We start from the raw sequence: 25,229 nt of genomic DNA, 5'->3' as shown, positions 1-25,229 counted from the left end.
GGCGTATCGTGCCACAGTTATTTTTTTGATCAGGAAGACCAGCATGGATGAGCAATACGAAGATGGTTTGCAGGTGCGCAAGCAGGTAATGGGCGATGCCTTTGTCGAGAAGGCCTTTGCCAATGTCGACGAATTCACCAAGCCTTTGCAGGATTACATCACGCGCAATGCCTGGGGCACGGTGTGGTGCCGGGACGGGCTCGATTTCAAGACCCGCAGCCTGATCACGCTATCGATGCTGACGGCGCTGGGGCGTTCGCATGAATTGAAGGGCCACGTGCGCGGTGCGCTGAACAATGGCGCGACCGTGGAAGAAATCCGTGAAGTGCTGCTGCACGCCACCGTCTATTGCGGCGTGCCGCTGGCGGTCGACGCTTTTCGCGCCGCGCATGAAGTGTTGAAGGATGCCGGCAAGGTCTGATCAGGTCTTGTCGGTCCAGACGACTTTGTCGTCAATCGCATACAGCTTGCAGGGCTGGGCGCTGTTTTTCTGGCAATTGGACAAGGCACGCGCCGCCGGATCGTCGCCATCTTCCACCCAGCTCCAGGCCCCCGAAGGGGAAAGTGCAAAGGCGCGCGGCTGGGATTTGCTCAGGAAAGTGCGGTATTGCTCGCGCCCTTGCTCGCGCAGGTAGGGTACGGCGCCGGCATCGTCGAGGGCGGCAAAACCGCTGTGGGGCAATGCTGCCGGTTCGGCGATCTTGAAGATTTCTTCCGTGGGCATACCGATCCGGCGCAGGAATTTTTCCGTTTCCGGCCACCAGATGCGCACGCCGTCGCGGCTGCCGCTCATGCCATGGGCATCATGCTTGAACGCGCCGAACTTGACAAGGGTCGCCTTGCCGCCTGCATCGGTGTATGCCTGGTGCATGCGGTCGGCCAGTTCGTGGTTGAAATAGCTGTCGTTTTCACCATAGAACCAGAGGCTGGGCACGCGCGACTGGCTGCCAAAGCTGCCGAAGGCGCGCACCAGTGAGGCTTGCCAGGGGCAGCCCTGGGTGCGCAGGCCGCCGGCAAAGTTCAGCACACCTTTGACGCCGGGAAAGCCATGTGTGGCAAAGGCCATGGCAGTCAGGCCACCATAGGACTGGCCGCCGACCAGGATGCGATCCGGGTCGACCCAGGGCTGGCGCACGGCATATGCCAGGACATCGTGCAAGTCATTGGCCTGGATCTGGCCATTGGCGGTCATGTCGCAATGCTGCTCGACGTAGTCGCCGCTCGACTTGGAAAAGCCGCTGCGCATCGGGATCACCACGACATAGCCGCGCTTGACGAACTCGCGGCTGATGGCCAGGAAGCGTGCGCGTTCCTGGGCGCGCGGATCGCCCAGGGCCTTGCCGTGATTGAGTACCAGGAGCGGGAACGGGCCTTCGCCGGGCGGCATGAAAATCGTGGTTTCCAGTTCGCCGTTCCAGCCGCGCGGGCGTGCAGCTTCTGCGACTTTGCCGCCTGATCCGGCGACATCGCCGCCGCTCGACTTGACCTGCTTGCTACTCCATGGCATTGAGCGCGACTGTGCCGGGATCATGACGATTTTTTCGTTCAGGTCCTGGTCGAGGGTGGCGGCGCTTTGCGCAATGCAGCCGTTGGCAATCAGGCCGATCGCAGGAAGGGCAGCGAACGCAAGCGTGACGGCGAGGCGACGCGGCGTAAAAAGACGGGAAACCTTAGGCAATCGAAGCATACGGGCAATCGGCTTTGCAAAATCAGTACAGGTCTTGCGACGGCCCGGGGCGGAGCACGGGAGCGATCTGGAAGTGTTTTGCGGCCCGGTGGAAGCCTCGGGCACACAAACCTTTTTTCCCAGCAATTTTTCCCATTGTAAAGAGCGGTTTTCCGCAGTTCAATGCCAAAGAGGAACAACTTCAAAAGAAATTTTCAGACGGATATAAAAGCAATATCCTTTAGGGAAAAGTTGCTGTGAGGACGGCAAGAAAAAAGATGTCTGTCGCGCAAAAAAATGAAAAAGGAGATGGTTTCATGTCAAAAACTCACGAACAGTTGCGCATGCTGTTGTCGGAACGCAATCAATACCCGGAGCGCGCCGCCAGCATCGACCGGCAGATTCACCAGCGTTTTAGCTGCAGGCTGGCGCCGCTCGTCCTGGACATGTGCGGCTTTTCGCAGATGACCGCAGAACATGGCGTGATCCACTTCCTGGCGATGGTGCGGCAGATGGAGGAAGCGGCCTGTCCTGCGGTGCTTGGCAATGGCGGCCAGGTGGTCAAGCAGGAAGCCGACAACCTTTTTGCAGCATTCGCAGAGCCCGCCGCAGCCCTGGAAGCGGCGCTGGATATCCTGCGCAGTGCCGAGGCGATGAATGCGGTATTGCCCGCGGAACGCGCCGTCCAGGTCAGCATTGGCATCGGCTATGGCGATACCTTGCTGATCGAGGGCGAGGATATGTTTGGCCACGAAATGAACGTCGCCTGCAAGCTTGGCGAGGATGTGGCCGGAAGGAAGGAAATTTTGCTGAGCGCGGCAGCTTTTGCCGCCTTGCCGCAAGGGCGCTATGCCTGCGAGGCTGCCTCGACGTTCATTGGTGACGCACCGGTGACGTATTATCGTTTCATGGCTTGCCTGTAGCGCTGCGAAGCGCAAGCCGTTCTAGAGGCTGCAGACGCGGTTGCGGCCGCTTTCCTTGGCTTGGTACAGCGCCTGGTCGGCACGATTGAAGAGGGAATGACGATCGTCTCCGGGGCGATATACCGTGTAGCCGACGCTGATCGTAATCGAGCGCTGACCGGCGCAGGTGTCAAATGTCCGGGCTTCGATGCTGCTGCGGATGCGCTCGGCCAGCTGGACGGCGCCTACCTGCCCGCACTTCGGCAAGATCAGGACAAATTCTTCGCCGCCATAGCGGCATGCCTTGTCGGACTGGCGCGTATGCTTGCCGATTTCACATGCCAAGGCTGCCAGTATGTCGTTACCCGCCGCATGGCCGTTGGTATCGTTGAAACGCTTGAAATGGTCGATATCGATCAGCGCCAGGGCCAGCGGCTCTTGCGCGCCGCTGAATGCAGCCAGATCCAGCAGCTTGTCCAGTTCCTGTTCAAAGGCGCGGAAATTCAACAGGCCAGTCAACTGGTCGGTCGACGCCTGCGTTGCCAGCGCATCGACTTTTTCTTCCAGCATTTCATTCAGATGGCGGATTTCCAGCACCTGGGCCTGGCTGGTCGCATACAGCTTGCTGTTGGTGATCGCCGTGCCGAGGAAGGAGGAAAGATGGCCCAGCAGGTGCAGGTCGGCATCGGACAGTTCGACCTTGTTTTCCAGGCTGTAGAGCGCGAATACGCCAATCGGCTTCTTGTGATGGCGGATCGGCGTAATGAAAAGGGTACGCGCCGTGCCCAGAATGGACAGGCTCTTCTTGTCATATCCCGCCAGCGGCAGGTGGCGGATTTCCTGGAAATCCGGAAATACCATGGCTTCATCGCGCAGCAATACATAGACCAGGCCACTGGCGGTCGGATCCAGCGGGTAAGGCGTTTGCCGCAGATGATGTTCCCATTTCTCGCAGACAGGCTCGAACTTCGGTTTGGCGGCGATGGCTTTGCCGATCTGCAGGCGATCGTTTTCGACCAGGCAAAAGCTCGCCAGGTCGAAGGGCATCTGTCGGAACAGTTCGGCGGCAAACAGTTCGTAAATCTTGTCGACCGAGGTCAGGCTGTTCATGTCATCGAGGAATTGCAGCAAGCGCTTGTTTTCCGCCACTGCCGCGGTTGCTTCGTCGTGCAATAGTTCAAGGTGCGACAGGCGCAACCAGCGTGACAGGCTGGCATGAAACAGGTTAATGATCGCCTGCACTTTGGCTATTGCGTCTTCAGGGATGGCGGTGCCCTGGTTGAGCAAGACCAGCACCCCGATGGGATTGACGCCTGCCGCCTCAGGCAGGCACAGCGGCAAGGCAACCATTTCCTGGATTTTCCAGTAATTCAGGATGGTGTTTTCCTCGTCGCTGGCATTGCCAGGGTTGACGCGCACGATTTCCCGCGTGGCCATGGTGCGTGCATTGAGCTGGCCATTGTCCAGCGGGATCTTGTAGCCGAGATAGGAGCGTTCCAGGTTCTGGAACTCGGCGGGATAGCGGATTTTCAGGCAAGTGAGGTAATTGCCGGTCGCGTCCCGCATATTGACGAGATAGCCATCGGCGACCCCGAGCGCGTTGATTTCTGCACCTAGCAAATCCAGGAGATCGTCAAGACGCTCGCAATTGACGATACTGCTGACGATCTGGTATGTCCGCTCGGGAGACAGCAGGGACATTTTGCTCCTCGTTATTTTTTTACTTGCTGTTACTTTACCTCGCTTTCAAATTATCGGCCAGTGGCACGCTACCCACATCCCTGGCGAAAGCGCCGGATAGCGGAATCGACCATGCCTTCAGCGCTGCCGGTGACGAGATATTCGTTGCGCAGGTAGCTTGCATCGCTGCCCTGATGGCTGGCCTGGTACAGGTGTTCCAGCGCGGCCGTGCAGCCCAGTTCGCTGGCGTGGGGTTCCATCTGGCGCAGCGTGGTCAGGATATCTTCGCGCAGCGACAGCGTTTCATGGGTTTTCGGATGCACGACGTTGCCATCCAGCCCGAAGCGGCAAGCCTGGAAGCGGTTATAGTTGTAGACCAGGTAATCGTCCTCGGCCGGGGCAGGCTCTGCGCGCTGCAGCAAGTGGCGGCACAGCGCCTGCAGGTAACATGCCAGCGACGCCGCCCGTTCGACGCTCAAGGGTGTGTCGCAAACGCGCAACTCAATGGTGCCGAATTCCGGTTTGGGGCGGATATCCCAGTAAAAATCCTTCATGCTCTTGACCACGCCGGTGTGTTCCATGCGCGCGAAATAGCCGTGCTCGAATTCCTCCCAGCTTTGCAGGAAGGGCGCACGTCCGCTCAGGGGAAAGGCCGAGACGGAATTCAGGCGTGCCGAGCTGAACAGGGTGTCTTGTCCCTGGAAATAGGGCGAGGACGCCGACAGGGCAATGAAGTGGGGCACATACCGGTTCAGCGCGTGCAGCAGGAACAGCGCGTCGTCGCCGGAGGCGCAACCGATATGCACATGCTGTCCGAACACGGTGAATTGCTTGGCCAGGTAACCGTACAGCGCCGAGACTTCCTTGAAGCGCGACTTGGAAAATATCCGGCGCTCCGACCATTTCTGGAACGGGTGTGTGCCGCCACCGCAGATGCCGACGTTGAGCTTGTCGGCGGCATGCACCAGGGTGTCGCGGATACGCTGCAGTTCATCCACCAGGCCGGCGTAATCCGTATGCACGCCGCTGTTTACCTCGATCATGCTCTCCGTGATTTCCGGCGTCACATTGCCCGGAAAGGGCTTGCGCGACAAGAGGTCCAGCATGTCGGGACTGGCGGCCACCAGGTCGAAGTCGGACAGGCTAACGAGCTGCAATTCCAGTTCGACGCCCATGGTCAGCGGCGTCGAGGTATTAAAAGTTTCTAATGGCATGTCAATTCTCCTCGTTCGAGGTTTCTCGCGCCCAGACCAGCGCACGCTGGGTCAGGATCGGGCCGAGCACTTCCATGACCAGCACCATCGCCGCCAGCGGGGCGAGATGGCTTGCCAGATCGATTTCCAGGTAGCGTGTCTGCTCCAGGATCAGGATCACGAATACGGATGCGGGACTGAGCGCCAGCCCCGTCAGCAAGCCCTTGCGCCATGAGATGCCGCTCACGCGGGCAAACAGCGTCACGCCGACAATCTTGGTCAGGATGCGCGCGATGATGATCAGTAGTCCCAGGCCGATGCCCGCTACCGCCTGCTGCCATTCCAGCGTCGTGGCGACGAAAATGAAGAGCGGAATCACCAGCAAGTCGCCCAGCACACCGAAATTGCGCTGGGTCTGGCTCAGGGTTTCGCGCCGGTGACGCGCCACCAGGCCGAAGGTCAGGGCGGACAGGATCGGCGAGAAATTCAGGACATGCGACAGTGCCACCAGCAAGATGACGCCGATGGCAAAGCCGACGGTCGCATCGGTGCCGACATTGCCGAGGCGCCTGCGCAGGGCCGGTACCAGCACGCCGAACACTGCCCCCAGCAAGGCAGACAGCATCAACATGACCAGGCTGTTCCAGCTCGCCTTGAGAATGCTGCCCGAGCTTTGGAATAGCCAATAGCCGATGATGACTTTGAAGGCGAACACGGCCATCACCGAGTTAAGCGCCGACAGGTGCAGGGTCCTTTCAGTCACCTGGCCGGAACTCGACTTTTCGTTGATGACCCGCAGGACGCCCGCTGGCGAAGTCGACATTGCCAGCGATGCCAGCAACAGCGCTGTCATGGTCGAAGTGCCGTACCAGGCTGAAATGAAATAGACGACGATGAAAGTGCCGAGCGCTTCAGCCACGCTGGAAACCGCAATCCAGGGGTTGACCTTCAACCAGTGCAGATTGATGCGGTAGCCTAGCTCGAACAGGATCAAGCCGAACGCCACGTCAGCCAGTACCAGCATGTTACTGTCAGCAGCTTTCGGCAGGAAGCCGGTTTGTGTGCTGGCCAGCAGGAAACCAACCAGGCCGTAAAGGCTGATGCGAGGCAAACCAGTCCAGCGGTGGCCGAATTCGCCGGCCACCCAACCGATGGCGATGGCAAACGGCCAGACCAGTTCCGGCGGAATCGAAAAAGATTGGAGCATGCGCCCTCCTGTATAAAATTACTGCGATTTTGCTTGCCTGGGACAAGTGGCGTGGCACGCTGGATGCTGCCGTCAGGTGCGGGGCTGGGCCCGTGCTACCCCGGGGCTTCAAGGTAAACATGCGGCGTCCCTGATGACTTTCTGATCGGGCACATCAATCAGGCGGCATTCGTTCGATTGAACCGCACATAAGAAATTGCATGGAACTTGGTTCAGTTCAATGTGCAGGCGTTGAAGTGCGGAGAGACAATTCTATATTCGGCAGCTTAAGGGGCCCTTAAGCAAGCTTTTACCAATCCTGAGCTGCGTAGGGTAGGGTATTGACGGCACCGGAGCCGAATGGAGGCATGGCGGCAAGACCGGTTCGTTTCGGCAGGCTGGAGGCCGGTCATTGAAAGGGTATCTGGCGAACATCTTCGGTCCGCCAGACTATCCATTATTTTTTGGCGAGCGTCTGATCAATGCTCGGTGTGCCGGCACCGTATTTGACGAACAAGAGGAAGCCCCCGGCCATGGCTAGGTTTTTCATGAAATTGTTCATCTGGCCTGGATCGGCAAAATTGGTATGCGCAATGAATGCTGAGCCAACACTGAACAGCGCGAGGATAGCGGCCACCCAGCGCACCTTGAAGCCAAACAGCAAGGCGAGACCGCCACCGAGCTCGATCAGGATGACAAGCGGTGTCACCAGTGCCGGCGCCGGCAAGCCGAGCGATGCGAAATAGCCCTGCGTGCCGGCGTAGCCGGTCAACTTGCCCCAGCCGGCAATGATGAAAATAAGCGACATCAATACCCGTGCAGCGATTTCGAGTGCTTTGTCCATTTTTCTCTCTCCTTTATGACTACGCCATGGGCTGGACTGTGACAGACGTAAATCCAGCTGCATTTGAGACTAGTCAATAAATTTCAAGATTGCAATTTTTTTACGGCACCGCACTGCGGGCCGGCTGATGCCAAGGTCGCGAAGTTGAATCTTATCAGGCTTGCCTCAAGCTCAAAAAGATTGGTGGCCTGAATACAAACAGGGAGCCAGGCGCTTGCGCGATGGCTCCCTGTTTAGGGCTGCAGGCCGGGGTCTTCAGGACCACAGCGGCTGCACAGGCATTTAGGCGAAATTCTTTGCAACGAATGCCCAGTTCACCAGGCTCCAGAACGACTCGATGTATTTCGGACGGGCATTGCGGTAGTCGATGTAGTAGGCATGTTCCCAGACGTCGCAGGTCAGCAGGGCCTTGTCGGCGGTGGTCAGCGGGGTGGCGGCATTGGAGGTGTTGACGATATCCACGGAGCCGTCCGCTTTTTTCACCAGCCAGGTCCAGCCGGAGCCGAAATTGCCGATGCCGGACTTGGTGAATTCTTCCTTGAACTTGTCGAACGAACCCCACTTGGCGTTGATGGCGTCAGCTAGGGCGCCGGTCGGTGCGCCGCCGGCATTGGGAGCCAGGCCGTTCCAGTAGAACGTGTGGTTCCAGACCTGGGCCGCATTGTTGAACACGCCGCCGGAGGATTTCTTGATGATGTCTTCCAGGCTGGCGTTTTCGAATTCGGTGCCCTTGATCAGGTTATTCAGGTTGGTGACATAAGCCTGATGGTGCTTGCCGTAGTGGTATTCCAGGGTTTCCTTGGAAATGTGCGGTTGCAGGGCATCGAGTGCATAGGGCAGGGCCGGCAGGGTGTGTTCCATGAGCTTATCCTTTCTTGGTTTGCAAGTAGTGGTTGTTTTGAAAACCCTTTATTGTATGCCGGATGCCGCAAGATTGCAGGGGAGCCCCTGGCGGCGCCCTACTCGAGGCCTGGTTGTACTGAGGCCACACCAATGTCCACGACGCCTTGCGCCAGGCGCAGGGTGATATTTTCGCGGGGATGTACTTGCGCAGGGGCGCGCACGATATTACCCCGCGCATCCGTCACCATGGCATAGCCGCGTTCCAGGGTGCGTTGGGGGTTCAGTAATTCCAGTTGCGCCGCCAGGCTCGCCAGCGCCAGGCGGCGCTGGGCCTGCACGCTGGCCATGCCATTGTCGAGGCGGCGCGCCTCCTCCTGCAACTGGCGCCGCAACCCCGCTGTTTGCGGCAGCCTGGCCGACAGGCGAATGCCCGCCTGGGCCAGGGCATGGCGCGCACGCGCAACAGGCATGCGGGTGGCATGCGCCAGGCGCGTCTGCCATCCTTGCAACTTGAGCCGTTCATGGCGAATCATCGCGGCCGGGCTCGTCAGCCGGTGCGACAGCCAGTCGAGATTTTGTGCGCAATCGGCAAGGTGGCGCCGCAGCGTGCGGGTGAGATCATCTGCATGGGATTCAAGGGTTGCCAGCCAATCGGCGCGCGCAGTGGCTGCGAGCTCGGCGGCAGCGGTGGGGGTCGGCGCGCGCAGGTCGGCGGCAAAATCGGCCAGGGTAAAATCGGTTTCGTGGCCGACGCCGGCTATCACAGGCATGGCGCATGCAACAATGGCACGCGCGACGCCTTCATCATTGAACGACCACAGGTCTTCAATGCTGCCGCCGCCGCGGCATACCAGCAGCACATCGCATTCGGCACGCGCCGAGGCCTGCCGGACCGCCGCGGCGATTTTTTCTGCGGCGCCTTCTCCCTGCACAGGGGCTGGATAAATGACCACCTGTATATGCGGCGCGCGTCGCCGCAAGGCCGTCAGCACGTCTCGCAGCGCGGCTGCCTGGAGACTGGTGACAATGCCGATCGTGCGGGCAAACGCCGGCAGTGGGCGCTTGCGTGCCGGATCGAACAAGCCTTCCCGTGTCAGCTTTTCCTTCAGTTGCAGAAATGCTTCATAGAGGTTGCCCAGCCCGGCGCGCCGCACTGCTTCCACATTCAACTGGTAGTCGCCGCGCGGGGCATACAGCGTCACCAGGGCGCGCACTTCGACGCGGTCTCCTTCTTTCGGAATAAAACCGGCGTACTGGGCGCGGCCGCGGAACATCACCGCGCGCACCTGCGCACCTTCGTCCTTGAGGGTGAAGTACCAGTGCCCGGAGGCGGCCCGTGTGAAATTGGAAATTTCTCCAGAAACCCATAGCAGCGGAAAATTTCTTTCCAGCATGCGTGCGACAGTGGTATTCAGTGCGGAAACGCTCAAGACTGGCTGAGTGGGTTCAGTGCTGTCGGGGAAATTCGTTGAACTCATATGTTTTTGAACGCTGGAATCTGTCCACAATGCTACGGATTTGTCACTATTTGCCAATAGGATATTGTGTTGCTGTTTGTTAATTTCAACCTATTGATTTATATAGGAAATATGTTTTGTCTCAATGCCAGCCCTTCAGAATGGTTGACTTGAATCAATCTTCTCCATTTAGCCTTGGGAAATACCCACAAACTTATCCACAGATAACGTGGTCACAAGGCGCTATGAATTCTGCATTCTATGCGTCAGGCGTACCGGCGCGCGCATGCAGGCGAATCGGCTTTGCTGGAGGGGTGCGAACGGCGGGCTTTTTCATCAGGATTTCCAGCGTCACGCCATCGAGCACACGCAGATACGCGGCAGTCGCCTCGCCAAGCACGCCTTTCAGGGTACAGGCCGCCGAATAGGCACAGCCGACATTGTCGGCATCAAAGCACTCCGCCATGAAAAAATCGGTTTCGGTGGAGCGCACGACTTCACCGATATTGATCTCGGCTGGCTCGCGGCCAAGCCGAAGCCCGCCGTTACGGCCCCGTATGGTCTCCACCAGCCCCAGCAAGCCCAGTTGATGTACCACCTTGGTCAGGTGGTTTTTGGCAATGCCGTGCAGATCCGCGATGTCCTGGATGGTTACCAGCCTGTCCCGGTTGACGGCAAGGTACATCAGCGTACGCAAGGCGTAATCGGTATAAGTAGTCAGTCTCATGGCAAGGGCATGGTCGGTTCAATCAAGCTTAAAGCGCCATTCATTCTATAGGTTTATTGGAGATCCGTGATGCAAGTCAATTTTTAAGATGCATTTTGTTTGCATGTTCAGAAAGATACATCTAGAATGCATCTTATAGGAAATTTTTTATTATTTTTAACACCACAACCAAGGAACGGCCATGCACGCTACACGCAAACTATGGACTTGGCTCGCGATTATCTGTGTCCTTTCATTCTCTGTACTGGGATGGGTGGGGACGGAGATCTATCTCGCGGCACCGCCAATTCCCAAAAAAGTCATCAGCAGCAACGGGGATGTCATATTTTCAGAGGGGCAGGTTACACATGGCCAGCAAGCCTGGCAGGCAGCAGGCGGCCAGCAGGTTGGCTCGGTCTGGGGTCATGGCAGTTACCTCGCGCCGGACTGGTCGGCCGACTGGCTGCACCGCGAAGCGGTGGCGCTGCGCGATATCTGGGCCAGGCGCGATCATGGCAAGCCTTATGCAGAGCTGGATGCAGGCCGTCAGGCCCAGCTCGATGGCTTGCTGAAAGCCGAAATGCGCCGCAATACTTATGACGCGCAAACCGGACAGATTTCCCTGAGCCCGGAACGTGCCCAGGCGGTGCAGGAAGTGGCCAAGCATTACGCCGACCTGTTCGGCGATGAAAAGTCGCTCGACGGCTTGCGCGAGCAGTATGCGATGAAGACCAGTTCGCTTGGCACAGCGGCCGAGCGCAAGGCGTTGACCGCCTTCTTCTTCTGGTCTTCCTGGTCGGCTGCGACCGATCGGCCGAATGAGGCCGGTCTCTCCTATACCAGCAACTGGCCGCACGAACCGCTGATCGGCAATGCGCCGACCGCCGGCGCCGGCATCTGGTCGATCGCCAGCGTGATCCTGATGATCGGCGCGATTGCCGGCATGATCTTCTTCCACTCCCGCGAGAAGGAAGAGGGCGATCCGACGCCGCCGAAGAATGATCCGCTGTTCTCCCTGAAAGCCACGCCATCGATGCTGGCCACCAGAAAGTACTTCTTTGTGGTGATCGGCCTGATCCTGGCGCAGGTCGGCATGGGTGTCATTACCGCGCACTACGCCGTCGAAGGCACCAGCTTCTTCGGCATACCACTCGGGGAAATCCTGCCGTTCTCGGTCAGCCGCACCATCCACACCCAGTTCGCGGTGCTGTGGATCGCCACCGCCTGGCTTGCCACTGGCCTGTATATCGCCCCCGCGATTTCCGGTCATGAGCCGAAATTCCAGAAGCTCGGCGTCAATGTCCTGTTTTATGCCTTGCTGTTCATCGTGGTCGGCTCGACCGCGTTTGGCTGGCTCGGTACCCTGAAGAATTCCGGCGTCGACTTCAGCTTCTGGCTCGGCAACCAGGGCCTGGAATTCACCAGCATGGGGCGTGTCTGGCAAATCCTGCTGTTCGTCGGCCTGCTGTTCTGGGTAACCCTGCTTGGCCGTGGTCTGTGGCCCGCACTGAAGAAGCCTTCGGAAAGCCGCGGCCTGATCGCCATGGTGTTCCTGGCAGCTCTTTGCATCGGCGGCTTCTATGCCACCTCGCTCGCCTGGGGCCAGCATACCCACTACTCGATGGTCGAGTACTGGCGCTGGTGGCTGGTGCACCTGTGGGTCGAAGGCTTCTTCGAAGTGTTTGCCACTGCCGTTATCGCGCTGCTCTTTACCAAGCTGGGTCTGATTCATGCCCGTGCCGCCAACAGCGCCATCGTCCTGGAAACCATCGTGTTCCTGTTCGGCGGCATCCTGGGTACGCTGCACCATCTGTACTTCACCGGCACACCGACCGTGGTGATCGCCATCGGCGCGATGTTCTCCGCGCTGGAAGTGGTGCCGCTGTCGCTGATCGGCGTCGAGGCATACCGCAACTACCAGCGCTCCAAGGCTGCGCCCTGGGTCCATGCCTACAAGTGGCCGATCCTGTGCTTCATCGCCGTCGGCTTCTGGAACGTGGTTGGCGCCGGCCTCCTGGGCTTCTCGATCAACACGCCGATCGCGCTGTACTACATGCAAGGCATGAACATGACTGCAGCCCATGGCCATGCCGCACTGTTCGGCGTGTATGGCATGCTCGGCATCGGCCTGATGCTGTTCTGCCTGCGCGGACTGTTCGAGCGCGCTGCCTGGTCTGACGCCCTGCTGGCCCCTGCCTTCTGGCTTCTCAACATCGGCCTGGCAATGATGGTCTTCATCTCGCTGGTGCCGGCTGGTATTTACCAGGCATGGGCCAGCATCACCAAGGGCGTCTGGTTTGCACGTTCGGCGGAAGTGGTCCATTCCTCCTTCATGGAAACCATGGTCTGGATGCGCGTCCCTGGCGATATCGTGTTTGCCATCGGCATTGTGTTCCTCGCCGTGTTCGCATGGCGCCTGCTGACCGCCAAGATTGTCGGCAAACAGACTGTGCCGGCAAACCAGGCACTGAAGGCCTGATTGAGCCCACGAGTGGCGGCGCCAACCGGCGCCGCCTTGCATGAATACCTGAAAAGGATTTTAAAATGTCACACGATTGTTCTCATGCCGCTGTTGAAGCCGGCATCTATCCATTCGATGCCCGCGGCATCGCGAAGCGATTCCGTCATGCGGCCATCTTCGGTGCGCTCGAAGCGCTGGAGCCTGGCGAAACCATGCGTTTTTGCAATGATCACGATCCGCTGCCGCTGCTCTCGCAACTCGGCAATTATTTTGGGAGTCGCTTGCAAATGGGATATGTCATGCGGGAGCCGGGCAACATCGTCATCGATTTTCTTGTCGTCGAATAGGCAATGAAAAGACTGCCTTGGGCAACCTCGCATCATTCGGCGCCAGGCTGAATCCAGCACAGGGTAGAGGATGCTCGCAAATCGGGACCGAAAGGGTCCCGATTTTTTTTGCTGGTCGTGCCCTCGCAGGCCAGGACTAGCGCCATGCCGAAGCCATCAGGCAGGCCACATTCCTTCATGAAGTTCTGGGCATTGTCTTTGAACAACCGCTACAATGCCGGGATGCTGCAGGTAGTGGGGAATCGGTGATTGTGCCGATTGTTGTTCAGATCAATTTTGTATGGCTTCTCTCGGGAGTCGCTTCAATGAGTGCAGGTAAGATCAAGGCACAGGAATTCCTGGCGCGTTTGCCGCTCTTTAGCGACATGGCGCCTGCCGAGCTTGACCGGATTGCCCAGGGCACGCACGAAGTGCGGGCCGAACGGGGCGAAGTCGTGTTTCGCCGCGGCGATCCTTGCGTCGGTTTTCACATCGTGATCTATGGGCAGGTCAAGCTGGCGTTCATGTCGCCGCAAGGCGATGAAAAGGTCGTCGAGATCGCCGGCCCGGGCCATAGCTTCGGCGAAGCCCTGATGTTCATGGAAAAGCCTTACATCGTGACCGCCCAGGCCCTGGCGGACAGCCTGCTTTTGCATGTGGAAAAATCGGTAGTATTCGAAGAGTTGGAGCGCGACACGAAATTCGCCCGCAAGATGCTGGCAGGATTGAGCCGCCGCCTGCATGGCCTGATCGCGGACGTGGAAGCCTATTCCCTGCGCAGCGGCGCCGAGCGCGTCATCGGTTACCTCTTGAAGGACGATCCGCAGACCGATGGCGGCACCCTGACGCTGCAAGCCAACAAGGCCGTGATTGCCTCGCGCCTGAACCTGACCCCGGAACATTTTTCACGGGTCCTGCACGTGCTTTCGTCCAAGCAGCTGATCAGCGTGAGCGGCAAGATCATCACCATCCTGGATATCGAAAAACTGCGCGACTACAAGGATTGATCCCTGCTCAGAGAGTGACCGGCGCGCGCCTTTCACCCGGTGCGGGCTCTGCCAGCGCAGTCCGGTAAATGCCGGCGGCATGCGCCAGGTTGATCCCCAGCCAACAAGCCGATATGCCGAAGGCAAGTGCGGCAAGCCGCGCCAGCATTTCCGGCCAGATCGGCGCAGCTGTCATCAAGACAATTGCGCAGAACTGCACCTGGAACTGTCGGCTGGCAGCGCGATCGGTAATGATTTGCCGAACATTTGGCGCCTTGCGGCCCTGACTGGCCAATTGGTGCTGCAAGTGGTACCAGATCAGGAATGGCACGATCTTGTAAAGCATGCCATTGACCACGGTGCAACCGAAGCCAACGATGAAAAGCGCACCCACCGAAATGGGAAGCCACGCGGCATTGGCCGCTGCTGGCATCCATTCGCCAGCGAGCCACAGAAGTGCGCTGGCGATCAGGCACAAGAGGCTGGTGCGCCAGAACTGTGTCGTCGCGTCAGGCGGACGTTTTCGTTGCGCGAGCAATCGTAGCGTCTGGACGCCAAATCCCAGGAAGGCCGCGCACAGCGCCAGTGATGCCAGATCCGCCAGCCAGCCGGATACCGGTGCTGGAAAAAGGCGGGAGGCCGACCATGAGCACAATCCAGCCAGGATGGCCCAGGAAAGCCAGCGCGTCATGAAAACCGGATAGACCGGCGTTACCTGGAACATCGGCACAACCTGGTACGCCACCCCGATGGTGAGCAGGCCCACCCACGCAAGCAAGCCCCAGGCTGCATGCAGGTTGGTCAATTCGATGAGGGGCAACGCCAGCGGCCAGGCAAATGCGCTGGCGGCCGTGACGCCGAGGCTTAGCGCAACTGCCAGTCCCGCCAGCGAGAAGCGGATGGCAGTCACGGTGGCGGTGGGCTGCGCATCCCGCCACACGCCGATGCCGCACGCAGCCAGCAGCCAGAGGAAGCCAGTCCCAAGGCATGCCAGCGCCAGCCGGAACAGCATTGCTTCGGAACGGAGAAAGGCAAGCGACAGCAGGATGCAGCCAACTGCCAGGGTGGTGTGCACAATCGCTGCGGTAAGCCGCGGCCGGGCAATCTCGATGCCGGCCACGACTTGCAGGATCTGGATGAGCGCGCCCACCATCGTCATGCTCAGGAAGCCGATCGTCAGCAGGTGGGTAAAGGCCAGCGTCGCCGGCAGCCAGCGCGATGCCAGCATGTCCGGCCCGCTCCAGAACATCAGCGCCGCGGCGAGCAGGGCAAATAGAGGCGCTGTCAGCATGAAGCGCAGCGGCACCAGCAGCGCCGGGGTTTGTTCGAAAGACAGGATGCGTTGCACGGCAGTCGGACGCAGTTTCAGGAACGCTGCAGCCGGCGTCAGGCGCCCGGGACGGGTTTCCAGACCAGGATTTCGTAAAGATAATCCGGCCGGCTCTGCGTCTGGTGAAGGTAGCCGTTATTGGCCAGGATGCGATACAGCGGCAGCGGCTCGCGGTCGATCAGGATGCATAGCTTCTGCTGCGGTGCCAGCTGAGACAATGCTTCCAGTACACGTTCAAGCGGCTCCGGGGGCTGGAGACCGCAGACGTCGATATTGAGGTTTTCTGTCATGTTATGCAGGCACTTTCAGGTTGCTCATTTCAGTCAGAAGAACATCGCGGCTGGCAGCCAGCATGCGGTCTGCCATTGGATAGAGGATACCTTCTTCTTTCATGTTGTGCTGTTGTAGCATGATGTTCAGCGTGTCCGCCACGCCGGAGAATTCAATGGCATCGCGCAGCCTCAGCGCATCTCCCAACTGGCCGAGCATGCCCCGTAACTCCTGATGCTCGTCGCGCATCACGGCAGTCGGTCCGGCCCTGCTGCCGGTGGCTTGTTCAAAAGCGGGGAACAGCACGTCTTCTTCCATGGAAAAATGCACATCCATCGCTTCGGTAAATTCCTTGAATGTCTCGGCCGCGAGATCCCATTGGCCACTCCTGACGCTGTTTTCCAGGGCGGCAAAGACATCGTCGCAATGCTTGTGGTCGGTGCTCATGTAATCGGTGACGGTATTCATTGATGCCTCTCAGTCAGGTGATGATTCATTGTCGCGCTGCAAGCCTTCTCATCTCCTTGATGCAGGTTAAGCATTTTTATATCGGGATATAACGCCCGAGCCAGCTGGGGAAAAATAAAACGCCGGTTATAGCAATATGTGCAGGAAAAAGATGTACCCGGAACTACTTGATACAGATCAATTGCCAAAAAAAATGTCTTTGCTACAGTCCGTGACACTTTAACCACGCGGTAACTTGCCGGTATTTACCAATGCGCTGCCAAGGCGCAGGCGCCTTGAAGCCGGCATGCCCGCTGCCTCCTCCCATGTCTTTCATCAACCATGTATCGCCAGCCGCGGCGCGCGCTGCCATGGAGCTGGTTTGTCCGGCAGGCAGCCTGCCTGCGCTCAAGGCTGCCATCGACAATGGCGCAGATTGTGTCTATCTTGGTTTTCGCGATGCCACGAATGCGCGTAACTTTGCCGGCCTGAATTTCGATGCAGCGGCAATCAGTGAAGGTGTGCGCTACGCGCACGCGCGCCAGCGCAAAGTGCTGGTGGCGCTGAATACCTACCCGCAAGCGGCGGCCTGGACGCAGTGGCGCGATGCGATTGACCTTGCGGCACGCGCCGGCGTCGATGCAGTCATCCTGGCTGATCCGTCGCTGATGGCTTATGCCGCCAAGGCTCATCCGCAGCTGCGCCTGCATTTGTCGGTGCAGGGTTCGGCCACAAATTTCGAGGCAATCAATTTCTACCACCAGCGCTTCGGCATCGCCCGGGCAGTGCTGCCGCGGGTGCTGTCGCTGGCGCAGGTGGAGCATGTGGCTGCCAACACGCCGGTGGAAATCGAGGTTTTCGGCTTTGGCAGCCTGTGCGTGATGGTGGAGGGCCGCTGCGCCCTGTCGTCCTATGTGACGGGAGAAGCGCCCAACAATGCCGGCGTGTGCTCGCCGGCGAAGGCGGTGCGCTGGGAACAGACGCCGAAGGGACTGGAATCGCGCCTGAACGGCGTCCTCATCGACCGCTATGCCGATGGCGAAAATGCCGGCTATCCGACCCTCTGCAAGGGACGGTTCGATGTCAACGATGAAAACTACTATGCGATCGAGGAGCCGACCAGCCTCAATACGCTGGAGTTGTTGCCGCAACTGATGAAGCTGGGCGTATCCGCCATCAAGATCGAAGGCCGCCAGCGCAGCCCGGCCTACGTTGCGCAAGTCACGCGGGTATGGCGCCAGGCGATCGACAATTGCCTCGACAGCGCCCAGCGTTATTCGGTCAAGCCAGCCTGGATGGCGGAACTGAACAAGGTTGCGGAAGGCCAGCAGCATACGCTGGGCGCCTACCACCGGCCGTGGAAATGACTACCGGAGAACATATCGTGAAGCTGGCGCTGGGCCCTATCCTCTATTACTGGCCGCGTGAAACCGTGCTGCAGTTTTATGCCGCGGTGGCCGACACGCCGGTCGACATCGTCTATCTCGGCGAAGCCGTATGTTCGCGCCGGCATGAACTCAAGCTGGGCGACTGGCTGGAGATCGCCGACATGCTGGCCGCAGCCGGCAAGGAAGTCGTGCTGTCGACGCAGGTCTTGCTCGAATCGAAAACCGACCTCGCGATGCTGCACCGGATCGCCGGCAACGGCCGTCATGCGGTGGAGGCCAACGATATGGGGGCGGTGCATTGCATGGCAGGCAAGCCTTTCGTCGCAGGGCCGCACCTGAATATCTATAACGCGCCAACGCTCGACTTTATTGCCGCCACCGGCGCTTCCCGCTGGGTGATGCCCCTGGAAATGGGCGGCGTCCAGTTGGCCCAGGTATTGCAGCAGCGAACCAGCACGATCGAGACCGAGGTATTTGCGTACGGCCGCATGCCGCTGGCATTTTCCGCGCGCTGCTTTTCCGCGCGCCACCGCAATTTGCCGAAAGACGATTGCCAGTTTGTCTGCCGCGAGTATCCGGATGGCCTGCCCTTGAACACCCGGGAAGGCCAGCATTTTCTCGTCCTGAACGGCATCCAGACCCAGTCGGCCCTGGTGTACAACCTGGTGCAGGAATTGCCTGTGATGGCCGAACTCGGCGTTGGCGTAGCGCGCATCAGCCCGCAATCGCAATATACCCCGCGCATCATCGAATTGTTCCATGCCGTGGCATCGGGAAAGATGGCGGCTGACGCTGCCATGCGCGAGATGCAGCCGTTGATGCCGGATGCGGCCTGCGACGGCTATTGGCATGGCAGGCCGGGCCTGGAGAAAGTCATGCCCGAGCCTGAGTGGGCCTGAACACAAGGAGCCAACATGAATGAAAATCGCATGACGCTGCCGCAGCCGGTCGGCAAGCTGCTGTCAATCCTGCCTGCCTATCCCGGATCGCTATTGTTTGCGACTGCGCTCAACCTCGCCCTGCGCGATAGCCTGCCCCTGGACGTCAAGCGCTCGCTGGAAGGCAAACGTTTATGCATCCGGGTGACGGACGCCCAGCTGGCCTTTCACTTTCAGTGGGCGAGGGGAAGCTTTGTTGCCAGCGCTGCTGACGGCAAGCCAGACTTGCTGATTGCCGCCAGTGCGCAGGATTTCCTGCTGCTGGCGCGGCGCCAGGAAGATCCGGACACGCTGTTTTTTTCCAGGCGCCTGATCATGGAAGGCGATACCGATCTTGGCCTGCTCGTCAAGAATACGCTGGACGCAATCGAGATGCCGGTATTCGATCCGCGCCGTCTTGAGCCTGCCCGCCTGCTGGCGCGCTTTACTTCCAGGTCGAAAAACTAAGCGCCGATCTCTGGCGTTGCGATGCGTCTTGAATAACTTGATTCGCATCAATTTTAAAAGATGTACATGAAATGTATGATTAGTTTCAAGCGGTCCTCTGAAGCCGCAGATAAAAAGTGAAGGCTCTCAGCGGATGGGACAAACCGATGAGAGCGGGAAACAGGCGCAGCGTGCGCCAAATGAGAAAAATGATTTTGACCTCTGAGGTGAGAAAAATGAAAACCAGTTTGCTGCAAAAATCCCTTATCGCCGCATTTCTCGGCTTTGCCGCGCTCACGCCGGTCCATGCCGCGACTGCGCATGGTGGCCATAACAACGCAGTGCAATATCGTCCCGACGTGACATTTACCCTGCGCACTGATATCGCCGACGGCAAGCTGGTGTTCATCGGTGAAACCGGCGCGATCAAGGGCAAGGTCAATCCGCAGCTTGACGTTGCCGAAGGTGCGGTAGTGCAAATTAACCTCGTCAATGGCGACGGCGCCCAGCATGACATCAAGGTCGGCGAATTTGGCGCCCAGTCGAACAAGTTGAATGACAAGGGCGCCAGTACCGCGATCGTCTTCCGCGCCAACAAGAAAGGCGAATTTACCTACATTTGCACCTTGCCCGGGCACGTCCAGGCGGGCATGATCGGCAAGATCGTGGTGGGTGGCGGTGCGGCAAAGCCCGTCTCGAAAGCAGCCGAAATCTCGGCCAATCCGATGGAAGTCGGCCAACCGGTGGGCAAGCGCGGACCGCAGAAGCTGACCGTAAACCTGGATACGACGGAAGTGCTGGGTCAACTGGCCGATGGCACCACCTATAAATACTGGACCTTCAACAGTAAGGTGCCGGGACCATTCATCCGCGTGCGCGTTGGCGACACCGTTACCGTCAATATGGCCAATGCCAAGGACAGCCAGATGATCCACTCGGTGGACTTCCATGCAGTGACCGGCCCTGGCGGCGGTGCAGCGGTGACCCAGGCAGCGCCAGGCACCACCAAGAGCTTCACCTTCAAGGCCATCAATCCGGGCTTGTATGTCTACCATTGCGCTACGCCCATGGTGGCCCAGCATATCTCGAACGGCATGTACGGCATGATCCTGGTCGAACCGGAAGGCGGCCTGCCAAAAGTTGACCGGGAGTTTTACGTGATGCAGGGCGAGCTTTACACGGCCCAGAAACATGGCACGCAGGGTGAGGCAGAGTTCTCGCTGGAAAAATTGCTGGACGAGAAGCCTGAGCACATGACCTTCAACGGTACTCACGATGCCCTGACCAAGACCCATAAGATGGAAGCCAAGGTCGGTGAAACCGTGCGCATCTTCTTCGGTGTCGGCGGACCCAATGCCACGTCCAGCTTCCACGTCATCGGCGAAGTGTTTGATCGTGTCTACAACCAGGGTGACTTGACTTCGGCGCCGCTGCAGAACGTGCAGACCACGACGGTCGCTCCGGGTGGCGCGACAATGGTCGAGTTCAAGACGGAAGTGCCGGGTAAATACATCCTGGTCGACCACGCGCTGTCGCGACTGGAAAAAGGTTTGGCAGGCTTCCTGCACGTGACAGGCGCCGAAAATCCTGAAGTCTTCCACTCGGCAACCAAGGCCGACCCCAACTCCGGTCACTGATCCGGAATGATGCCGGAGCCTGGCAGGGTAACGCCAGGCTTCGGTGCACTTACAAGTTTGACTGAGGGGCGTATCATGTCGCTATTAACCATTGAAGAGCCGCAGCCAATGGCCTCGCACAATTCCCTGGAAAACCATCCCTTCCTGGCGCTCGGCTTCCGGCCGTTTTACCTGCTGGCTGCCGCCTTTGCTGCGGTAAGTGTGCCAGTCTGGCTGTTGCGCTATTTTGGCTACCTCCCTCAGTTGGTGCACATCGACCTGAACTGGCATGTGCATGAAATGGTGTTCGGCTTCGCCGTCACCGTCGTGATCGGTTTTTTGTTTACCGCCGGGCGCAACTGGACCGGACTGTGGACGCCGCGCGGCCGCCATCTGGCGTTGCTGGCCCTGTTGTGGATCGCCGGTCGTATCGCCATGTTGACATCGCCTCTGCTTGCGGCAGTCATTGAGCTGGGGTTCCTGCCGCTGGCAACCTGGCCGTTATATCGCGTCCTGAAACGGTCGGGTAACCGGCGCAATATGTTCCTGGTCGTCTTGCTGGGACTGCTGACGGCCGCCAATGCGGTCTATCATGGCGCGGCCAACGGCTGGCTGGCCATTTCCAGCCTGGTGCCGCTGGAGGCAGCCATCCTGGTGATCGTCATGATCGAATCCGTCATTGCCGGCCGCATCTTGCCCAATTTCACGGCCAATGCGGTGCCCGGCGTGAAGCCGGTCACCAATCCCATGCGTGACAAGATCATCATCGCCACCACGGCGCTGACTTGCCTGGCCTGGGCGGCGCAAATGCCGCCGGTGCTGGTGGCCTCGCTCGCCCTGGCAGCGGCCGTGTCGCAACTGTTGCGCCTCTCCGGGTGGAAAAGCTTCTCGACCCTGCACAATCCGCTGTTGTGGATCCTGCATGTTTCGTACGCCTGGATCCCTGTCGGCTTTGCACTGCTTGGCCTGGCCGCGGTGGGCGTGGTGACCAATTCAGCGGCATTTCATGTGCTGGCGGTCGGTTCCATGGGCGGGCTCATTATCGGCATGATCACCCGCACGACGCTGGGCCATACCGGCCGCATGCTCAAAAGCGGGCGCATGGAAAAGGCGATGTACCTGCTGGTACAGGCTGGCGTGCTCGCTCGCTTTGCTGCGGCAATCGATGGCGGCGCCTGGCGCAATCCGGCGCTGGTGATTGCCGCAGGCTGCTGGGCAACCGCATTTGCCCTGTACCTGGTCAAGTACGTGCCCTACCTGATGGCGGCGCGCATCGACGGCAAGGAAGGCTGACCGGGGCAAGTTGGCATTAAATAATGCGCGCCGGTTGTGGCGGCAATGCAATGATGCTTGCTCCCGATGGCCCAACACGATACATTCTGCATCTTGCGCGGCGTGCTGCGTTTCATTGACTGCATCGTATCGAGGAGTTTCTTTTGTTCGCCATTATTCAAGCGGCAGGCTGGCCCATCTGGTTTCTGCTGGTCGCCTCCATCATCGCGCTGACCCTGATCATTGAACGCTTGCTGTATCTGCGTCGTCCCCGCATTTTGCCGCCGACGTTGTTGCAGGAAGTGATACGCGTTTATCATAATGGCAAGATCAATGCCGATGTGCTGACCAAGCTGGAACAGAATTCCCCGCTGGGCCGTGTGCTCGCCGCCGGTCTGCGCAATGTGGATGCGCCGCGCGACGTCATGAAGGAATCGATCGAGGAAGCCGGGCGCGGTACGGCGCACGAACTGGAGCGTTTCCTGACCACCCTGGGTACGATCGCCAGCCTGGCGCCGCTCATGGGCCTGTTCGGCACCATTGTCGGCATGATCGAGATCTTCGGTTCGCAGAATACCGCCGGCACCAATCCGGCCGAGCTGGCCCACGGTATTTCGGTAGCCCTGTACAACACCGGTTTTGGCCTGGCGATTGCCATGCCGGCGCTGATCTTCTACCGCCATTTCCGCGCCCTGGTCGACAGTTTCATCGTCGACATGGAGCAGCAGGCGGTGAAATTCGTCGATACCGTCCACAACGCACGCAAGTAAGGCGCAGACCATGGCAATGGACTTTCGCAAGGGCCGCATGCGCGAAGACCCGGAAATCAACCTGATCCCCTTCATCGACGTGCTGATGGTGATCCTGATTTTCCTGATGATCACCACCACCTACAGCCGCTTCACCGAACTGCAGATTGTCCTGCCCACGGCGGATGCGGAAAAATCGGTGCAGCGGCCATTCGAGATCAATGTCGGGGTCGATGCGCAAAACCGCTATGCCATCAACAATGCGCGCATTTCCTACCAGGACCCGGCCGGCCTTGCCCAGGAGCTGAAGAAGGCGGCTGCGGAAGGCGGCAACCCGGAAGATCCGGTCATCATCATCAATGCCGACGCCACTGCCGCCCACCAGACGGTGATCAACGTGCTGGAGGCGGCGCGGATTGCCGGTTTCCCCAAGGTGACATTCGCCGCCCAGACCGGCGGCAAGAAGTAGTCACCGCCGGCCATTGATGCTTGCGCAAATCGAATCGGCACTGACGCGCGCCTGGCTACGCCGTGGCCTGCTGGCGCGGGCCTTGTTGCCCGTATCCTGGCTGTTCGGATTGCTGGGGGCTGTGCGCCGGCGCCTGTATGCGGCTGGCATGCTCAAGTCAACCCGCCTGCCGGTGCCCGTCATTGTTGTCGGCAATATTTTTGTCGGCGGCACAGGCAAGACGCCGCTGACGATCTGGCTGGTCCAGGCATTGCGCGCCGCCGGTTTTACGCCGGGCGTGATTTCCCGCGGCTATGGCGCCAGCGCGGCGCCGCCACGCAGAATCGGACCGGAATCCCTGCCGCAGGAAGGTGGTGACGAGCCGCTGCTGATTGCCACGCGCGCCGCATGTCCGGTCATGGTGGGGCGCGACCGCGCGGCGGCCGGCCAGGCCTTGCTGGCCGCATGTCCCGAAGTTGATCTCATTCTGTCCGACGATGGCTTGCAGCACTACGCCTTGCAGCGCGACATCGAAATCATCCTGTATGACAGCCGTGGCAATGGCAATGGCTGGCTGCTGCCAGCCGGGCCGCTGCGCGAGCCTGCGCACCGGCGGCGCGATATTACGGTCGTCAATGCCAGCCAGCCGGTCGCCGCCATGCCGGCGGGCGCCATTCGCATGCAACTCGAGGGCACGGTCGCGGAGCGGCTCGCCGACCGCACGCAAAGCGCGCCATTGGCGACATTGGGGCTGCCCCGGGATGCCAAGGCACCGCCACGCCTGGTTGCCGCGGCGGGCATTGGCAATCCGGCGCGTTTTTTTGCCACATTGCGCGCCGTCGGCCTGCATTTCGATGAAATGCCCTTGCCGGACCATTACGACTTCCTTACCAACCCATTTGCAGAAATCGATGCCGATATCATCCTGATCACGGAGAAGGATGCAGTAAAATGTCGACAACTGGATGCGCTGAAAAACGATCCCCGAATTTGGGTAGTGCCGGTGACGGCACGGATCGAGGGCGCATTGCTCGACCAATTACTGGAGAAACTTCGTGGACGCTCGCCTGCTTGACATCCTGGTTTGCCCGATTTGCAAGGGACCGCTGGTATTCGACAAGAAAGCTCAGGAACTGATTTGCAATCCTGACAAGCTGGCCTATCCGATTCGTGACGGCATTCCCATCATGTGGGCCGACGAAGCCCGCAACCTCAACGCCAAGCCGGAATCCGCGCCCCTGGCCGACTAATCCCGGTAAAAGCGATGTCGTTTAGCGTCATTATTCCCGCGCGCCTGGCGTCGACCCGGTTACCGAACAAGCCGCTTGCCGACCTTGGCGGCAAGCCCATGGTCGTGCGTGTTGCCGAACGCGCTGCCCAGTCCGGGGCCGGCCGGGTCGTGGTCGCCACCGATCATGCCGATATCGTCGCCGCCTGCGAGCAGCATGGCGTTGCCGTGCAAATGACCCGCTCCGACCATCCGTCGGGCACCGACCGCATCGCCGAAGTCGCCGCGGCCCTGGGGCTGGCGCCGGACGCGGTAGTGGTCAATGTGCAGGGCGACGAGCCATTGATCGATCCGGCCTTGATTGCCGCGACCGCGGCGTGCATTTCACAAACCGTGCCGATGGCGACAGCCGCGCACCCGATTACCGAGGCGGCGGAAGTCTTTAATCCGAATGTGGTCAAGGTGGTGCTGGACCGGACTGGACGTGCGCTGTATTTCTCGCGTGCGGCCATTCCGTGGCACCGGGATGGCTTTGCCCGGACTACGGCAGATTTGCCCTCCGACTATGCACCGCTGCGCCATATTGGCTTGTATGCCTATAGCAATGCTTTCCTGCAGGCTTACCCGCAGTTGACGGCGTCACCCCTGGAGCAACTGGAGGCGCTTGAGCAGTTGCGCGTGTTGTGGCATGGTTACCCGATTGCGGTGCATGTCATCGCCAGTGCGCCGGCAGGCGGGGTCGATACGCCCGAGGACCTCGCCCGTGTCCGACAGTTTTTTTGATAATTGAATGACGGAAAGCAAATCGAACCTCGCGGTTTAGTCACTTTCTGTGGTAAGTTTCGTATGAAGTTAGAGTGATATAAA

26 protein-coding genes are annotated in these 25,229 nt (G+C 59.5%); 15 read left to right on the top strand and 11 right to left on the bottom strand.

Annotated elements, in window-relative coordinates; all coding sequences use genetic code 11:
* The first annotated feature begins 43 nt into the window (after positions 1–43).
* Complete coding sequence (gene pcaC, locus EKL02_RS14950; protein WP_128902781.1) at positions 44–421, top strand: 4-carboxymuconolactone decarboxylase; 378 nt, start codon at positions 44–46, stop codon at positions 419–421.
* On the opposite strand, the gene EKL02_RS14945 is transcribed toward pcaC, so the two are convergent.
* A complete protein-coding gene (locus EKL02_RS14945) occupies positions 422–1,687 on the bottom strand; it encodes a CocE/NonD family hydrolase (protein ID WP_241687726.1) in 1,266 nt (421 codons plus the stop codon).
* A gap of 296 nt (positions 1,688–1,983) precedes the next feature.
* On the opposite strand from EKL02_RS14945, the gene EKL02_RS14940 reads away from it, so the two are divergent.
* Positions 1,984–2,589 (top strand): adenylate/guanylate cyclase domain-containing protein, encoded by a 606-nt coding sequence (locus EKL02_RS14940; RefSeq protein WP_128902780.1) that lies wholly within the window; start codon positions 1,984–1,986, stop codon positions 2,587–2,589.
* 21 nt (positions 2,590–2,610) lie between these two features.
* Here the strand turns inward: EKL02_RS14940 and EKL02_RS14935 are convergent, their stop codons facing one another.
* From EKL02_RS14935 to EKL02_RS14905, 7 genes are all read right to left on the bottom strand, one after another.
* Complete coding sequence (locus tag EKL02_RS14935) at positions 2,611–4,269, bottom strand: sensor domain-containing diguanylate cyclase (RefSeq protein WP_128902779.1); 1,659 nt, start codon at positions 4,267–4,269, stop codon at positions 2,611–2,613.
* Between the two features lie 68 nt (positions 4,270–4,337).
* A complete protein-coding gene (locus EKL02_RS14930; RefSeq protein ID WP_128902778.1) occupies positions 4,338–5,462 on the bottom strand; it encodes a YbdK family carboxylate-amine ligase in 1,125 nt (374 codons plus the stop codon).
* Between the two features lies 1 nt (position 5,463).
* Positions 5,464–6,648, bottom strand: coding sequence for a cation:proton antiporter (locus EKL02_RS14925; protein WP_128902777.1), 1,185 nt, complete (start codon positions 6,646–6,648; stop codon positions 5,464–5,466).
* A 436-nt stretch (positions 6,649–7,084) separates the two neighbouring features.
* Complete coding sequence (locus EKL02_RS14920) at positions 7,085–7,471, bottom strand: DoxX family protein (RefSeq protein ID WP_206732404.1); 387 nt, start codon at positions 7,469–7,471, stop codon at positions 7,085–7,087.
* 282 nt (positions 7,472–7,753) lie between these two features.
* Positions 7,754–8,332 (bottom strand): superoxide dismutase [Fe], encoded by a 579-nt coding sequence (gene sodB / locus EKL02_RS14915; RefSeq protein WP_128902776.1) that lies wholly within the window; start codon positions 8,330–8,332, stop codon positions 7,754–7,756.
* Positions 8,333–8,430: 98 nt separating this feature from the next.
* Positions 8,431–9,792: an exodeoxyribonuclease VII large subunit gene (gene xseA / locus EKL02_RS14910; RefSeq protein WP_128902775.1), complete on the bottom strand. Its 1,362-nt coding sequence runs from the start codon at positions 9,790–9,792 to the stop codon at positions 8,431–8,433.
* A 238-nt stretch (positions 9,793–10,030) separates the two neighbouring features.
* Positions 10,031–10,498 carry an Rrf2 family transcriptional regulator gene (locus EKL02_RS14905; protein WP_128902774.1) on the bottom strand — a complete coding sequence of 156 codons (468 nt, stop codon included), beginning with the start codon at positions 10,496–10,498 and terminating at the stop codon, positions 10,031–10,033.
* Between the two features lie 181 nt (positions 10,499–10,679).
* On the opposite strand from EKL02_RS14905, the gene EKL02_RS14900 reads away from it, so the two are divergent.
* The 3 genes from EKL02_RS14900 to EKL02_RS14890 all read left to right on the top strand — a co-directional run bounded on the left by EKL02_RS14900 (position 10,680) and on the right by EKL02_RS14890 (position 14,271).
* Positions 10,680–12,956: a nitric-oxide reductase large subunit gene (locus EKL02_RS14900; RefSeq protein ID WP_128902773.1), complete on the top strand. Its 2,277-nt coding sequence runs from the start codon at positions 10,680–10,682 to the stop codon at positions 12,954–12,956.
* 65 nt (positions 12,957–13,021) lie between these two features.
* Positions 13,022–13,285, top strand: a complete 264-nt coding sequence (locus EKL02_RS14895) for a DUF2249 domain-containing protein (RefSeq protein ID WP_128902772.1) — start codon at positions 13,022–13,024, stop codon at positions 13,283–13,285.
* Between the two features lie 305 nt (positions 13,286–13,590).
* A complete protein-coding gene (locus EKL02_RS14890) occupies positions 13,591–14,271 on the top strand; it encodes a Crp/Fnr family transcriptional regulator (protein ID WP_128902771.1) in 681 nt (226 codons plus the stop codon).
* 7 nt (positions 14,272–14,278) lie between these two features.
* On the opposite strand, the gene EKL02_RS14885 is transcribed toward EKL02_RS14890, so the two are convergent.
* From EKL02_RS14885 to EKL02_RS14875, 3 genes are read right to left on the bottom strand one after another with little or no spacing between them, the layout of a single operon-like run.
* A complete protein-coding gene (locus EKL02_RS14885; RefSeq protein ID WP_128902770.1) occupies positions 14,279–15,598 on the bottom strand; it encodes a permease in 1,320 nt (439 codons plus the stop codon).
* A 38-nt stretch (positions 15,599–15,636) separates the two neighbouring features.
* Positions 15,637–15,870 (bottom strand): DUF2249 domain-containing protein, encoded by a 234-nt coding sequence (locus EKL02_RS14880; RefSeq protein ID WP_128902769.1) that lies wholly within the window; start codon positions 15,868–15,870, stop codon positions 15,637–15,639.
* 1 nt (position 15,871) lies between these two features.
* Positions 15,872–16,318: a hemerythrin domain-containing protein gene (locus EKL02_RS14875; protein WP_128902768.1), complete on the bottom strand. Its 447-nt coding sequence runs from the start codon at positions 16,316–16,318 to the stop codon at positions 15,872–15,874.
* A gap of 350 nt (positions 16,319–16,668) precedes the next feature.
* Between EKL02_RS14875 and EKL02_RS14870 the strand changes: the two genes are divergently transcribed.
* The 10 genes from EKL02_RS14870 (at position 16,669) to kdsB (ending at position 25,145) form a co-directional block, all read left to right on the top strand.
* Positions 16,669–17,664, top strand: a complete 996-nt coding sequence (locus EKL02_RS14870; protein ID WP_128903525.1) for a peptidase U32 family protein — start codon at positions 16,669–16,671, stop codon at positions 17,662–17,664.
* 17 nt (positions 17,665–17,681) lie between these two features.
* Positions 17,682–18,584 (top strand): U32 family peptidase, encoded by a 903-nt coding sequence (locus EKL02_RS14865; protein ID WP_128903524.1) that lies wholly within the window; start codon positions 17,682–17,684, stop codon positions 18,582–18,584.
* A 15-nt stretch (positions 18,585–18,599) separates the two neighbouring features.
* Positions 18,600–19,070 (top strand): SCP2 sterol-binding domain-containing protein, encoded by a 471-nt coding sequence (locus EKL02_RS14860; protein ID WP_128902767.1) that lies wholly within the window; start codon positions 18,600–18,602, stop codon positions 19,068–19,070.
* Between the two features lie 215 nt (positions 19,071–19,285).
* Complete coding sequence (gene nirK, locus EKL02_RS14855) at positions 19,286–20,686, top strand: copper-containing nitrite reductase (protein ID WP_128902766.1); 1,401 nt, start codon at positions 19,286–19,288, stop codon at positions 20,684–20,686.
* 75 nt (positions 20,687–20,761) lie between these two features.
* Entirely contained in the window at positions 20,762–21,958 is a 1,197-nt protein-coding gene (locus EKL02_RS14850) for an NnrS family protein (RefSeq protein WP_128902765.1), read from the top strand.
* Positions 21,959–22,101: 143 nt separating this feature from the next.
* Entirely contained in the window at positions 22,102–22,707 is a 606-nt protein-coding gene (locus tag EKL02_RS14845; protein ID WP_128902764.1) for a MotA/TolQ/ExbB proton channel family protein, read from the top strand.
* A 16-nt stretch (positions 22,708–22,723) separates the two neighbouring features.
* Positions 22,724–23,155, top strand: a complete 432-nt coding sequence (locus tag EKL02_RS14840) for a biopolymer transporter ExbD (RefSeq protein WP_128903523.1) — start codon at positions 22,724–22,726, stop codon at positions 23,153–23,155.
* Positions 23,156–23,171: 16 nt separating this feature from the next.
* Complete coding sequence (gene lpxK, locus EKL02_RS14835) at positions 23,172–24,209, top strand: tetraacyldisaccharide 4'-kinase (protein WP_128902763.1); 1,038 nt, start codon at positions 23,172–23,174, stop codon at positions 24,207–24,209.
* Positions 24,190–24,384, top strand: coding sequence for a Trm112 family protein (locus tag EKL02_RS14830; protein WP_128902762.1), 195 nt, complete (start codon positions 24,190–24,192; stop codon positions 24,382–24,384). Before lpxK ends, EKL02_RS14830 begins: the two co-directional genes overlap by 20 nt.
* Before the next feature lie 14 nt (positions 24,385–24,398).
* The gene (gene kdsB, locus EKL02_RS14825; protein WP_128902761.1) at positions 24,399–25,145 is read left to right on the top strand and encodes a 3-deoxy-manno-octulosonate cytidylyltransferase; all 747 of its coding nucleotides are present in this window, start codon (positions 24,399–24,401) and stop codon (positions 25,143–25,145) included.
* Positions 25,146–25,229: the final 84 nt, after the last annotated feature.

The sequence above is a fragment of the Janthinobacterium sp. 17J80-10 genome (genome assembly GCF_004114795.1).
Classification (GTDB): domain Bacteria; phylum Pseudomonadota; class Gammaproteobacteria; order Burkholderiales; family Burkholderiaceae_D; genus Paucimonas.
The sequence above is the reverse complement of the archived record's forward strand: the minus strand, read 5'-3'. Positions and strand labels throughout refer to the sequence as shown.